General features: G+C 57.0%; 14 protein-coding genes. 12 read left to right on the top strand and 2 right to left on the bottom strand.

All coding sequences use genetic code 11. The features are described 5' to 3' along the window. Positions 1-27 precede the first annotated feature (27 nt). The 12 genes from ABHT90_RS01855 to ABHT90_RS01800 all read left to right on the top strand — a co-directional run bounded on the left by ABHT90_RS01855 (position 28) and on the right by ABHT90_RS01800 (position 12225). The gene (locus ABHT90_RS01855; RefSeq protein ID WP_320677784.1) at positions 28-687 is read left to right on the top strand and encodes an HAD family hydrolase; all 660 of its coding nucleotides are present in this window, start codon (positions 28-30) and stop codon (positions 685-687) included. 150 nt (positions 688-837) lie between these two features. Beyond that, positions 838-1581: a GntR family transcriptional regulator gene (locus ABHT90_RS01850; protein ID WP_117629749.1), complete on the top strand. Its 744-nt coding sequence runs from the start codon at positions 838-840 to the stop codon at positions 1579-1581. A gap of 218 nt (positions 1582-1799) precedes the next feature. Then, on the top strand, positions 1800-3263 hold the full coding sequence (locus tag ABHT90_RS01845; RefSeq protein WP_195239145.1) for a YfcC family protein: 1464 nt from the start codon (positions 1800-1802) through the stop codon (positions 3261-3263). A gap of 9 nt (positions 3264-3272) precedes the next feature. Beyond that, positions 3273-4856, top strand: coding sequence for an amidohydrolase (locus ABHT90_RS01840; RefSeq protein WP_346981395.1), 1584 nt, complete (start codon positions 3273-3275; stop codon positions 4854-4856). A gap of 1 nt (position 4857) precedes the next feature. Continuing rightward, positions 4858-5709, top strand: coding sequence for a sugar phosphate isomerase/epimerase family protein (locus ABHT90_RS01835; RefSeq protein ID WP_346981394.1), 852 nt, complete (start codon positions 4858-4860; stop codon positions 5707-5709). Positions 5710-5770: 61 nt separating this feature from the next. Further along, positions 5771-6739, top strand: a complete 969-nt coding sequence (locus ABHT90_RS01830; RefSeq protein ID WP_117800382.1) for an SIS domain-containing protein — start codon at positions 5771-5773, stop codon at positions 6737-6739. Between the two features lie 14 nt (positions 6740-6753). Beyond that, positions 6754-7617, top strand: a complete 864-nt coding sequence (locus ABHT90_RS01825; RefSeq protein ID WP_006234359.1) for a PfkB family carbohydrate kinase — start codon at positions 6754-6756, stop codon at positions 7615-7617. A gap of 121 nt (positions 7618-7738) precedes the next feature. Then, a complete protein-coding gene (frlD, locus tag ABHT90_RS01820; RefSeq protein ID WP_195239143.1) occupies positions 7739-8539 on the top strand; it encodes a fructoselysine 6-kinase in 801 nt (266 codons plus the stop codon). 27 nt (positions 8540-8566) lie between these two features. Continuing rightward, positions 8567-9427, top strand: a complete 861-nt coding sequence (locus ABHT90_RS01815; RefSeq protein WP_229055555.1) for an amidohydrolase family protein — start codon at positions 8567-8569, stop codon at positions 9425-9427. Between the two features lie 2 nt (positions 9428-9429). Further along, a complete protein-coding gene (locus tag ABHT90_RS01810; protein ID WP_117735290.1) occupies positions 9430-9858 on the top strand; it encodes a secondary thiamine-phosphate synthase enzyme YjbQ in 429 nt (142 codons plus the stop codon). 33 nt (positions 9859-9891) lie between these two features. Then, positions 9892-10701, top strand: coding sequence for a BtpA/SgcQ family protein (locus ABHT90_RS01805; protein ID WP_117786628.1), 810 nt, complete (start codon positions 9892-9894; stop codon positions 10699-10701). Between the two features lie 6 nt (positions 10702-10707). Continuing rightward, positions 10708-12225, top strand: coding sequence for an FGGY-family carbohydrate kinase (locus ABHT90_RS01800; protein WP_346981393.1), 1518 nt, complete (start codon positions 10708-10710; stop codon positions 12223-12225). Positions 12226-12306: 81 nt separating this feature from the next. On the opposite strand, the gene ABHT90_RS01795 is transcribed toward ABHT90_RS01800, so the two are convergent. Further along, positions 12307-13089, bottom strand: coding sequence for a TatD family hydrolase (locus ABHT90_RS01795; protein WP_270226770.1), 783 nt, complete (start codon positions 13087-13089; stop codon positions 12307-12309). A 14-nt stretch (positions 13090-13103) separates the two neighbouring features. After that, positions 13104-13898: a tRNA threonylcarbamoyladenosine dehydratase gene (locus tag ABHT90_RS01790; protein WP_117745882.1), complete on the bottom strand. Its 795-nt coding sequence runs from the start codon at positions 13896-13898 to the stop codon at positions 13104-13106. Between the last annotated feature and the right edge of the window lie 62 nt (positions 13899-13960).

The following is a 13960-nucleotide window of genomic DNA, read 5'->3' as shown; positions in this document are numbered from 1 at the left end:
GGGCGCCCTTTTGTTAGGGAGAGTGCCGTGTCCGCATTTCCGTTCGACGCCGTTATCTTTGACATGGATGGCGTCATCGTCGATACCGAGTATTACTACCTGGGCGAGACTGCCGCGTTTGCCAAGGAGCTTGGGCTTAATCTGACTCAAGAGGAGTTGAATGGGCAGGTCGGTACCTCGCATCAGTTCTTCCTGCATATGCTGGTCGATTGGTTTGAGCGCGCCGGTAAGGGGCATTTCACTGGCGATGAAGCGTTGGCCCGTTGGGACGAATGGGCTCATAAGCGTCCGCGCGACTATCAGGCTTTGATTAACCCAGGCGCCGTGGATACGATTCGAGAGCTGCCGCGCCGTGGCGTTCGCGTGGCGCTTGCCAGCTCGTCTCCCATGGTTAGCATCGAGGAAGTGCTCAACGCATGCGGGCTGTCGGATGCCTTTGAGTATGTGGTGAGCGGCGAGCAGTTTAAGGAGAGCAAGCCCGAGCCCGACATCTACCTGCATGCGCTGGACCTGCTGGGGCTGCCCGCGAATCGCTGCTGCTGCGTCGAGGATTCGGTGCCTGGCATCACTGCCGGCAAGCGAGCCGGCCTGACAGTCATTGCCAAGCGCGAGGAGCGCTTTGGCTTTAGCCAGGATGCCGCGGACAAGATTATCGACCAGCTGCCGGAGCTGCTCACGCTTTCTTAGGAGCGCGGTAGTTGCGCGTTTTTCGGGTCTGATGAGTAAATAGCCGACATTTTGGTGCGACACCTAGCATACTTTAAGCTAATGCGGACTTAAGGGCTTGTTGAATGCCCTTAAGCCCGTTTTAGAATTAATTGTGCTGGGAGAGGGTATATGCCACCGACTGAAGGGCCAACTGACGGTAAAGCAGCGATACCGCTGTACCAACAGGTTATTGATATCATCAAAAACGAAATCAACTCCGGCGCCTACAAGGCGGGCGCGCGGATACCCAACGAATTCGAATTGGCTGAGAGCTATAAAGTTGGCCGCGTTACCGTGCGACGCGCTATTGAGGAGCTCGTCCAGCAGGGCTATCTAACGAAGCGGCAGGGGAAAGGCACGTTTGTCAATGCCCCCAAGCTTAAGCGCAAGATTCGCCAGAAGGATGACGTCCAGAGTTTTTCGGACGCATGTCGCGTTAACGGAATGGAACCGGGGGCGTGTGTCATTTCGAGAAAGATACTGCCGGCGGATTCCACCGAAGCACAGTTCTTTGGTGTTCCCGTTGGAACTGACTTGATTTGCGTTGAGCGCGTGCGCACTGCCGATGGCGTCCCTGTCATGCTCGAGAACAACATATATGTTTACGAGGACAACGCCTATCTATCAACGGCACCTCTATCTAACCAATCCATTTTTGAGTTCGTGCGCAACCGGACGGGCCGCACGCCCGCGTTTACCGACCCGTGCACGCTCGAGATCGCGTGCGCGTCGCCCGAGGTCGCTCGACTGTTGGCAGTTCCCGTTGGCGAGCCCTTGTTTTATATGGAAGCCTTCTTTTTCGATGAGCAGCGGCGGCCGTTTATCATCGGTCGTCAGCGGATCGTTGGGTCTCGCTACGTTTTTGACATCTAGGACATTGCGAATGGAAACGCCCGGTGGATCATCTCGCCGGGCGTTTCCATACCGTTCACGGCGCAAACGCAACCGTTCAACCGCGTTGCGGCAATCAGTTTGAAATTATCTTGATGAAGGAAAAAGCTGCTGGTAATCTATGGAACGTCATAGAACGTTTGCATTGTGCAAACGTTGAAGCGAGATGCGATGCAGTCTCGAGTTCTTTGGAGGTATCTATGTCAGATACGAAGGCGAAGAAGACAAACAGACGTTTTAAGTTCAAATTACCGCATGTCTATACGATCATGTTCTTGCTGATCGTTGTCTTTGCGGTCCTGACTTGGATCGTTCCCTCTGGTCAGTATCAGCGCAAGACGATTTCGACAGCGGCGGGCGAGCGTGAAGTCGCCGTTGCTGGAACCTATGAACAGGTCGATAAGAACTACACCGATTCCGAGACCGGCGAGACCATCAATCTGGGCCAGGATATCTTCGCGGTTCTGCAAGCGCCCACCAAGGGCATCCAGGAGGCTGCCGACGTCGTTGCGTTCGTCTTATTGATTGGCGGATCGTTCGCGATCATCACCAAGACCAACGCTTTGAATGCCGGCATGAGCCGTGTGATTAAAAAGCTCAAGAACAAGGACATCCTCATCATTCCCATCACGATGACATTGCTGTCCATTTGCGGCACTACGTTTGGTATGTCTGAGGAAGCCCTGCCGTTCTATGCCATCTTCATTCCCATCATGATGGGTATCGGTTATGACTCGATGACGGCATTCATCATCTGCTTCCTTGGTCCTAACCTGGGATATTGTGCTTCGACCATCGACCCGTTTAATGTTTTGATCGCCCAAGGCATCATTGGCATCGAGGGTAATCCGCAACTGTGGCTGCGCGCCGTTTCTTGGGTTATCTTCACTGCCGTCGGTATCGCATGGGCCATGCGCTACGCCATGCGCGTCAAGAAAAACCCCGAGTCGTCCATTGTGTACGAGGACGATAAGCTCAAGCGTATTGAGTTTTCCGTGACCGATGCCTCCATCGAGGAAGAGTTCACTATCCGTCAGAAGCTCGTGCTCATCGATTTTGCTTGCGGTATGGGCATTATCGTCTGGGGTCTTGTTACCCAGGGCTGGTACATGAATGAGATTTCCGCCGTGTTCCTTGGCATGGGCTTGCTTGCCGGTATCCTGGGCGGTCTTGACCAGCAGACAATCGCAGAGGAGTTCGTTAAGGGTCTCGCCGACTTTGCGTACGCTGCCATCGTTATCGGTATCGCTCGCGGTATTCTGGTCATCGCCGAGGGCGGCATGATCATCGACACCATCCTCCAGGCGCTCGCTACCGCGCTCGCCGGTGCACCCGCCGCCGTCTACACCACGTTTATGTATATCGTCCTTGGCCTGCTCTCTTTGCTGGTTCCCTCGAGTTCTGGCCTGGCGGCGCTCACCATGCCCGTTATGGGCCCCCTGACCGAGCTCATGGGCCTCAATCCCGAGGCAGCCGTCACCGCGCTCCAGTTTGCCAACCAGACCATCAACACCATCAGCCCCGTGGCGGGCATGACGGTCGCCGGTCTTGCCGTGGCTAGGATTTCGTTTGGCCAATGGTGGAAGACCATTTGGAAGTTCTTCATTTTCATGGTCGTCTTTGGCGTGATTGTAACGGCAATCTCTGGCATGCTTCCGGTGTAGGTGGTTGTGATGTCTGATCGTTTGACGGCCCTGACGTCTAAGAGCGTCTTTACCGGTACGGGGGACCTGCCGTTTGAAGGTTTCGTAGCGGTCCGTGGCAATCGAATTGAGGCTGTTGGCACCAAGTGTGAGGTAGCTTCGTATTTGACCCAGGCGGACGAGGTAGTTGACCTGGGCGACCGCACCGTCATGCCTGGCCTGATCGATGTACATACCTTCTATACAGGCTGGGCGCTGCGGACGTTGGGGTCTGATCTGTCCGGCATCGCTGATGCCAAAGAGGCCGTGTCGCTCTTGCGTACATGGAAAGAAGATCATCCGGATTGCGCGGCGGCTTTTGGCCACAACCTACCCGAAACGTTGGCATCGGATGCCGAGAACGCAAATACGGCAGCTGTGTTTGACGATTGTTTTGGCGATATCCCCGTCGTCTGCTTTACATCGGGTGCGGAGACCTGCGTTCTCAATGCTGCCGCCAGTGCGCGATACGGCTTTACACCCCAGGCGTGCTATGCCGAGAAGATCTGGCGCATGATGAGCGATTTCCTCGCGCTGCCCGAGGTGCGTGCCGGGTATTCGGACTACATGAGCATGCTTAACGAGCGCGGCGTTACCGCCATCAAGGAAATGGCGTTTGATGACTACTACGGCTTTGCCGACGAAATGGCTCGCCGTGAGGAATCTGGTGAGCTGACGGTTCGCGTCTCTATGATGTCGCAGCCGGTGGGCGCCGGTGCAAATCTGGCATATGCCCGCGAGGCGCGAGAGCGCTTCCGGGGACCGTTCGTTCGTTTTTCTGGCTTCAACCGTATGACCGATCGCGGCGTATGGGCGGGGCTTGCCGAGATGATAGACCCCTATGAGGACTCGGCCGATGCGGGCGCTGCCGGCAAGACGGTCGTCGAGGAGCCAGAGTGGGATCTGATTGAGAACGAGCTGCGTGCAATTGATGCTGACGGCTTCCGATATTCCTTGCATTGCCAGGGCGATGGCGCCGTTCGTCGCACCGTGGCGCTCTATGCCTCGCTGCCTCGAGACGAGCATGGACGGATGCTTCGTCGCCATGCGATTACCGATCTCGAGAACTCTGACCCGACCGATCTTGTCAAGTTTGGCAAGTTAGGTGGAATTTGCGAGGTCTATCCGCAGATTCTGACGCTGGACCGGCGCGAGGATTGTCTGTCGATGATGCGTCGACAAATTGGCGAGACGCGACTTTTGCACAGCTGGAATCGCCGCGGCATGGAAGATTCCGGATGCACAGTGTGCTGTGGCACGGATTTGCCGCTGTTGATTCCGAGCTTGGGCGAGTCAATCTACAGTGCGTGCGGCGGATACTTCGACGACGGACTGCCCGTGAATGAGGTCAACACGCTGACGCTTGTCGAGCTCTTGTGCGCTTGGACTGCCGGGGGCGCGTACGACCTGATGCGCGAAGACGAGCTGGGTACGCTTGAGGTTGGCAAGCTTGCCGATATCTGCGTGCTCGATCGGGATGTGTTCGACCTCGATTATCGCGACGCACGTGATCTTGCGGTTGACATGACGATGTCGGACGGACAAATCGTGTTCGATCGAAATAAGGAGGCATAAGATGCCTGAATCCAAACCGACGCTGCGCCGCGAGCAGATTGCGGGCATGAATATTCACTACATCATGTGGTCGCTCGATTACTTCCTTGATGTGCAGCAGCGCTTGGGCTTTGAGTCCATTGAGCTGTGGTGTGCGGAGCCGCATGTGACGCTCGACCACACGGGCTACTTTGAGGCTGAGGTCCTGGCGAAAAAGGCTGCAGACCGTGGGCTTAGGTATCGTACTCTGTGCCCCGAGAATGTTGTCTATCCTTGGCAGTACTGCGCACGCAAACCGCTGCATGAACAGCGCAGCCTGGCGTACTTTAAGCACGGCATTGAGCTTGCCGAGGTACTTGGGTGCGACCGTATGTCCGTCAACTCGGGTTGGGGCGACTGGGACGAGGACCGCGAGGAAGCCTGGAAGCGCAGCCGCGAGCACTTGTCCATTCTGGCGGAGTATGCCGGCGAGCACGGTCTGGTGCTTACGATGGAAAGCCTGCGTCCCGAGGAGAGCAACCTTGTGACGACGGTTTCCGATGCGAAGCGCATGATTGACGAGGTCGCGAGCCCGTACTTACAGCCCATGGTTGATACAACCGCGATGGGCGTTGCAGGCGAGACGCTCGAGGACTGGTTTGCCGCCTTTGGTGATGGGGCAATTCACGAGATGCACTTTATCGACGGTGACCCGTATGGCCATCTGGTGTGGGGCGATGGCAAGCACGATATGGACGCCTTCGTCGCCACGCTCAACGCCCATGGTTTCGACGGCATGCTGGGCCAGGAAATCACGGACGGTCGTTACTACGATGATCCGGCGGCGGCAGATGCCAAGAACATGGCCGCATTCGAGAAATATCTGATTAACTAAAACAACTATCGGCCACGCAGCCAACGTCATTGATTGCGGCCAAACAAGAAAGGAACTGGATATGAACGCACACGATCTGATCAAAGAGGCAATTGCCGAGAAGGGCAAGTTCGACAGCGTCTACTGGATTGCTTGCGGTGGCTCCATGATCGATTTGATCCCGGCCCATGAGCTTCTGCAGCGCGAGGCAACCACCTTCACTTCGTATATCTATACGGCTCGCGAGTTCGATATCATGCGTCCGCGTCGTCTGGGCGAGAAGTCCCTGGTCATCGCTTGTAGCCACAGTGGCAACACCCCTGAGGTCGTCGAGGGCTGCGAGATTGCCCTTGCTGCCGGCGCTACGGTGATCGCCCAGACCGACAACGCTGGATCTAAGATCGACACCGGTAAATGGACCACGTGGGTCTACCCGTGGGGCGAGGGCGTGCCGCAGGCCGAGGTCCCCGCTGGCATTTCGCTGTCGCTTGCGGCAGAGCTGCTCGATCAGCAGGAGGGTTACGCCGATCTTGCCGATATGTATGCCGGTATCGCCGAGATGGATAAGATTCTTCCCCCGGCACGCGAGAAGGTAAATGCCGAGCTGGGCGATCGCTTTGCCAAGCTTTGCCAGGAGCACGAGTTCTTCTATATTCTGGGCAGCGGTCCCAACTTTAGCCAGACCTACGGTTTCGCTATCTGCTCTCTTATGGAGATGCAGTGGCAGCACTGCAGCTACATCCACTCTGCCGAGTACTTCCATGGCCCCTTCGAGGCTACTCAGGATGGCGTTTTTTACTTCCTGCAGATGGGCTCCAGCGAGTGCCGTGCTATGGACGAGCGCGCCCTGGCGTTCCTTAAGACGCATACCGATACGCTGATGGTGCTCGATGCCAAGGAGTACGGTATGGAAGCCGTGCCGGCGAGCGTCCGTGCCTATCTGGACCCGGTGCTGTTCTACGCCATGAACTGCGAGCTGCGTGCCGCACGCGGCAAGGTGTTTGATCACGATCCCGATTTCCGTCGCTATATGGGTGTTGTCGAGTACTAGAAGGAGCAAAGGCCATGGCATTTAACGTTAACGCGCTCGGATTTGGCGACAACGTCGTCGATCGCTACGAGCATATCCACACCATGTATCCCGGCGGCAATGCGGTGAACTTCGCCGTTTATGCCAAGAAATGCGGTGCCGCACGCTCCGCATACATGGGCATTTTTGGCAATGATGCCGCTGCCGAGCATGTCATTGCAAGCCTCGAGGATGAGGGTATCGAGCTTGACAAGTGCGAGCAGATGATTGGCGAGAACGGAGCGGCTCGCGTGACCGTCGTCGACGGTGACCGTGTCTTCCTCGGCTCCAACGAGGGCGGTATCCGTGGCGATGCGCGCTATGTCCTCGATCGCTTTGACCTTGCGTACATGAAGCAGTTCGATGTGGTTCATTCGGGCAACTATTGCTTTACCGAGCGCGAGCTGCCCAAGTTGAAGGCTGCGGGCGTCACGGTCTCTTTTGACTTTTCGGACGACTCCACCGACGAGTACTACGAGCAGATTGCGCCCTACGTCGATTTTGCTTTCTTTAGTGCGGCGGATGCCGCGAGTGAGGACGAGATTCGCGAGCGTCTGGCATGGGTGAAGGGCCTGGGTCCGCGTTTTGTGTCGGCTACGGCGGGCGCCGAGGGCTGCATTGCTTACGACGGCGAGCGTTATTACCGCCAGCTGGCTAAACCGGTAACGGACATGAAGGACACCATGGGGGCGGGCGACTCGTTCCTCACCTCGTTTTTGATGTGCTATCTCGATTCCGCCAAGCGTGGTGAGGATGGCGCCGAGGCCATCGAGCGCGCGCTCGACTTTGCTGCCGGGTTTGCCTCGACCGTGTGCGGTATGGAAGGTTCTTGGGGCCACGGGGCGCCAATCGTCGAATAGCTTAAGAAAGCGTACGGCGGTCTGGCTATGAGGCCTTGGACAGCCGATGCAAAACAATAAGCGAAACGCGAAAAGGGGGCTCGCCATGTGGTGGGTCCCCTTTTGAGCATTGGAGAAGACCATGGGTATTAAAGCGTGTGCGGCTGGTTTTTGCTGCGCGGACGTCTATCAAAACATCGGCGTGTTCTATCCGACTGGTAACGGCATTGACTGGGGTATCCATCTTGCACGAATGGGCGTTTCGGTATCCGCCGTGTCGGTTGTCGGCAAGGACGAGTACGGAGACAAGATGAGAGAGGCGCTGGCCGCTGAGGGGTTTGATATCTCTCATCTGCGGGTGGAGGATGGCGACACCTCGGTGATGCTCATGGCATTGAAAGACGGCGTCGATCGCGTGCATCTCGAGGCAATCGATGGCGTAATGGAGACATATCGTCCGAATGAAGACGACCGGGCGTTTATCCTAGAGCACGACATCATTCACACCGACCTGTTTGGCAATTGTTTGGACCTCCTGCCCGAATGGCATGATGCGGGCAAGACGGTGGTTATGGACTTCTCGGTGTTCAGCCAGGATCCCGAATATGCATGCGAGGCTCATTTTCCTTACGTAGACTATGCGTTCATGTCGTTTGAAGAGGACACTCCGGAGCTGCGAGACTGGGTACGCCACGTGCAGGAATTGGGACCGCGCGTTGCGGTTGCCACGCTTGGCGAGAAGGGAAGCATTGCCTATGACGGTGAGCGCTTCTATGAGTGCGGGATCGTACCGGCGGAGAAGGTCGTTAATACCGTGGGTGCCGGCGACTCGTATATTGCCGGGTTTACCAAGGGCGTGATCGATGGCCTTGATATTCCGGCGTGTATGAAGGCGGGCGCTGAGCTGTCGTCCCGAGTGATTGGTTCGTTTGAGCCGTACTAGGGTTAAATGCCTGGAAAGGAGTACGAAATGGTTATCGACATGTTGGTCCATCCTATGCTCTACGGCGAGATCTGTACGCCGGGTGATGAGCCTGATGGATTCGGTTTTTGGTCACGAGAATATGGTATGGGGCATATGGGCCCCATGGATTGGGATGAGCTTCAAGTCGAGATGGACGTCTGCGACGTGCAGAAGAGTGTGCTCATGCCGCTCGATGTAACCACGGCATGCGGAGGGCATTTTGGCACCAATGACCAGATTGCCATGCTGGTTGCCGCGCACCCCGATCGTCTGTGGGGATTTGCGAGCGTAGATCCGCAGGTGAGCGGTGCCGCAGACGAATTGGAGCGCGCCTTTACCGAGTTGGGGGCAAAGGGGCTTTGTCTGCATCCGGCAAAGCAGGGTTTTGCCCCCGATGATGCTGTGGCCGAGCCGCTTTACGAGCTGTGCGAGCGCTATAACAAGCCGGTGGTTTTCCATGCCGGTATGTCTTGGGAGCCTGGCGCAGAGCTCTCGCGCAGTAACCCGCTTGCATTTGAGCACACAATCGCAACGCATCCAAATGTGCGCTTTAGTTTGACCCACTTTGGCTGGCCCTGGGTGCGCGAGACCGTGGCGATGCTGCTCAAGTATCCCAACTGCTACACGGACACCTCTATCACTTACATCGATTCGCCCGAGGAGATGATGCAGCGTCTTTTCACGGTCGATATGGGGCCGCTGTGGTATGAGCGCGCGCTATCGCATCAAGTGATGTTCGCCAGCAATACGCCGCGCTTCCGTGCATTCAAACTCAAGCGGGCGCTCGATACCGTGCCCATGCGCGACGATGCGCGAGAAAGGCTCTACTGGGGTAATGCCCTGCGTTTTCTTGAAGGGGATGAGTAAACATGGTGACGCTCGAGACATTGAGCTATCTATCGACTGCTCCGGACCAGTTCATCGATATTACCGAAGACGTGCACGCTGCCATCGAACGCAGCTCGGTGACCAATGGCTTGGCAGCGATTATTTTGTCGCATACGACCTGTGGAATCGTGGTAAACGAGGGGCTGCCCTGCGTGGAGACGGATCTTATGGAGACGCTTGATCGCATCGCCCCACTCGACGCCCCCTATGCGCATGCACACTTCCTGCCGAGCTATGGAGCCACCGGCAACAACTCCTGTGGGCATATCAAGAGCATGATTTGTGGAAACAGTTGCTTCTTTCCCGTCCAAGATGGCCACATCGTGTGCGGAGGTGCCCAGAACATCTATCTTGCGGAGTTTGACGGTCCTCAGAAGCGAAAAGTGTACGTCGAGGTGCTGGGGGAATAACGTTCCTGCAATAACCCTATGAAGGAGCATGTTATGTCGTTTCTAACCTCGATGTTCAAGACCGAAAAGCCGGTTATCGGAATGCTGCACCTGCGTCCTCTGCCGGGCGATCCACTGTATTACCCGGGCGGAAGCGTGTCGCAGGTCGTGGAAGCCGCCAAGCGCGATCTCGAGGCGTTGCAGCAGGGCGGTGTCGATGGCATTTTGATTACCAATGAGCTCTCGATGCCCTATGAGCAGCACGTTTCTCCCTCAACTCTTGCATCGATGGGCTATGTAATCGGGGCTCTGTCCCATGATCTGTCGACTCCTTGGGGAGCTGAGGCTATTTACGATGGTGATGCCACAATCGAGCTGTGCGCTGCCGTCGACGCGCAGTTCACGCGCTGCAATTTTTGCGGTGCCTGGGCCGGTGATCTTGGGCTGATTAACCGAGATTTCGCTCACACCATGCGTCGCAAGGCGGCGCTGCGCCTGGACGATCTCAAGCTTTTTCACTTCATCACGAGCGAGGGGGAGGTTTATCTCAACGACCGCACGACTGCGGACATTGCCGATTCACTTCTCTTTAATTGCCTTCCGGATGCGATGGTCATCGGCGGTTCGGCTGCCGGTCGTGGCGCTTCGGGCGAGCTTGCCGATGAAGTCCGCGAGCGTGTTGGCGAAGTACCCGTGGTATGTGGCACCGGTTGTCGCGAAAATACCGTGGCTGACGTATTTGCTCACTACGATGGCGCGTTTGTCGGCACCTGCTTAAAGCGCGACGGAAAGCTGGATGCCCCGGTTGATGTTGAGCGGGTAGCTCGTTTTATGGCTGCCGCTCGTACGGCGCGAGGGGAGTAGGCACCTATGGCGCTCTATCTGGGTATTGATATTGGGACAAGCGCCTCTAAAGGCGTTTTAATCGATGATCGATGCAACATCATTTGCCAGGCCTCTTGTGGACACGAGACGGAGAACCCGCGTGATGGATGGTACCAGCATGATGCGGAGGCAGTTTGGTGGGGCGATTTTTGCCGCTTGTCGCGCGAGCTGGTGGTGCGATCGGGGGTTAACGCGGCACAGATCGGATGCGTGGGCCTTTCCGCATTGGGTTGCGACTGCGTACCGGTCGACACCGAGTGCAACGCGCTAGCGCCCGCGATTTTGTACGGAGTCGATGCACGTTCGAAGCCGCAGATCGACGAGCTTCTTTCCGAATATGGGTCAGATCGCGCACGCGAGCTTTTCGGGCATGATCCCTGTTCGTCAGATATTGCTCCCAAGATCTTGTGGTTTAAGGAGAATATGCCCGAGGTGCACGAACGTGCCGCGAAGTTCCTGACGGCGTCATCGTTTCTGTGCGCGAAGTTGACGGGGCGTTTTACGGTGGACCGTTATTTGGCGGAGGATTTTCTTCCCCTATACGACCGCTTCACTTGGAAGGTTGATGCTCGGGAATGTGCTCGTTTCTGCCGGCCTGACCAGATGGCGGAGGTAATGTCGGCTACCGATATTGCCGGGGTGATTACTCAGCGTGCGGCTGAGGCGACGGGGCTCGCGGCAGGGACACCTGTCTTAGTGGGAACGGGCGACTCTGGTGCCGAGGCCATTTCGACGGGTGTATTTCGTCCCGGCGATATGATGGTTCAGTTGGGGAGTACGGCGTATTTCATCTATCTAGCTGATCATATGGTCGATGATGCCCGCCTGTGGCCAGGGACGTTTATCATTCCCGGAACTTACGGGATCTGCGCGGGGACCAATACGGCGGGTGCGCTCACATCGTGGCTGCGCCAAGAGCTGTATCGCGACGCCGTGGAGGCCGAGGGCCACGGTGGCCCCGATGCATATTCGGTTATGGCGCATGATGCCGCCGGTGTGGCGCCGGGTGCCGATGGGCTCCTGTGTCTGCCGTACTTTGCGGGGGAGCGCACTCCGCTCAACGATCCCGAGGCGCGTGGCGTCTTCTTTGGCCTGACCGGAAGGCATACGCGAGCCCATATGGTTCGTGCCGCCTTGGAAGGCGTCGCGTATACCGTTGCATCCCATGTCGACATTATCGAGCGAGAACATGGACTGCCAATTGGGCGCATTATGCTTGTCGGAGGTGGAACCAAGAATCCAGTTTGGATGCAGGCTATCGCCGACGTATGTGGGCGCGAGGTCTCGGTTGCCAAGGTTACGGTGGGCGCATGCTTCGGTGATGCCATCATGGCAGCTCTCGCAGGTGGCGCCTATGCATCATGGGATGAGCTCGCCCAAGTCCTTGGCGTTGCGCAAACAATCGTGCCTGATATGACTGCCCACGAGTTATATGCGTCGCGTCGTCATATCTTTGACGAATTGTATTCACGCAACCGTGATCTCATGCACGAATTGGTGTAATGCTGCCGAATTGTACTGTCTTCCAAAATAGGGACTGCGTTGTGCGATTTGCATGCCCCTTGGCATTTTTGCCCACAGGGGTTAGCGAAGGTCAAAAACAGAGTGCGCATTTGCTAAAACTGCCGACTCGATGCGCTTTGCGTCACAGTTTTTGAGTGAGACGATGCGCATCGAGGTCCTTGCGAGCGATCTGATGAGCGACTGCGCGCTTGTTTCTGTGTTTGGTTCGGCTGGCGCATCGGTCTCGAGCAGTAGACGGTCGAGTGGAATCTGCCGGGCATATTCGCGACCGCGCTTGGTGGCGAGCATACGCTCGTTCACGGAAAAATAGCAGTTTGCGTTTCGCGCGCGGGCGAGTTCGTTCGAAGTGCCGCTAAACCAGTGGAAGATGATAGCGGGGGAGTCGGGGTTTGGGATGAGTAGTCCATGCGATTCGAGGACGTCCAGTACGGCTCCTGCCGAACGAACGGCGTGAATTGATATCACGCGCCCGGTAAGAGGATGCTGCACGAGCGTATCGCAGAGCCGGTCAAATGCCTGTATTTGTAGCGGCTCACTTCCGGCAAAGCGTGCGGAAAAGTCGAGTCCCACCTCGCCGATGTAGCACTCTTGGGCAGCAACTTCGCAAAGCAGATCGACTTCGGCAGGACCGCAGCGGCCGTCGGCGAGCCACCAGGGGTGGAGCCCAACGCCAGCGATGATGCCTGGTAGGCGACGGGCGCGCTCGTTTGCGGCCGAAAAGTCGCGTGGGTCGACCCCGCAGTCAAAGAGCCCCAGACCCAACGCCGCCGACTCACTGGCTGCAGCATCGGGGCCGAGCATCAAATCAAGATGACAATGCGTGTCAAAGAATTGCGGTTCCATCGCAGGACATCCTGCTAGTCCAGGCGTTGGCCGTCGGCGCGTACGCGCTCGGTGCCGCGCCCGCTGATCTGACGGATAACCTCGCCGGCGATCATCTGGCCCATGATGGGCGGCATAAAGCTGGCGGTTCCCAGCTCGGTGCGCTCGTGGATGTTGGAAGGGTCGCGGGGCTGTGTCTTAACCGATTCCTCGCAGCTAAACAGTACGTGCAGGCTCTTGATGCCGCGCTTCTTGCATTCTTTGCGCATAATGCGGCTCATGGGGTCACGTACCGTATCGAAGATGTCGGCAAAGCGGAGGCACTCGGGATGGAGCTTGTTGGCCCCGCCCATGGAGCTAACCAAACGAATGTCGTGGTCCTGAGCATATTTGGCAATGGTGAGCTTGGCCGAGATGGTGTCGATGGCGTCGACGACGTAGTCGAGCTTGCCGTCCGTCTGCTCCAAAACGCTCGCGAAGAACTCGTCGATGTTGTCGCTCAGCAGGTATTCGGTGCGTTTGATAACGGTGGCGGCGGGATTAATGTCGTGGATCATGGCTTCCATAACATCGACCTTGCGCTTGCCGATGGTGCTGTGAAAGGCGATAGCCTGGCGATTGATATTGCTGGGCGCGACGATGTCCTTGTCCAGAATGACGAAATGACCAATGCCGCCGCGGGCGAGCGCCTCGCAGCAATTGGACCCCACACCTCCGCAGCCGAGCATCAGCACCGTAGCATCGGCGAGCTTATCGAGTGCCTCGCGGCCCATGATGATCTCGAGCTTGGTGTCGCGTGTCTCGACGAGAGCGGCAGCGGTTTCGGTCATAGACATCCTCCGATGGGGAAGCGAATCGTGTTTTAGCTATCGTCATTATAGGTAATCGCCAT

It is taken from the genome of Collinsella aerofaciens, assembly GCF_039758815.1.
GTDB classification, from domain to species: domain Bacteria; phylum Actinomycetota; class Coriobacteriia; order Coriobacteriales; family Coriobacteriaceae; genus Collinsella; species Collinsella aerofaciens_BP.
This window is presented reverse-complemented; position numbering and strand designations above follow the sequence as displayed.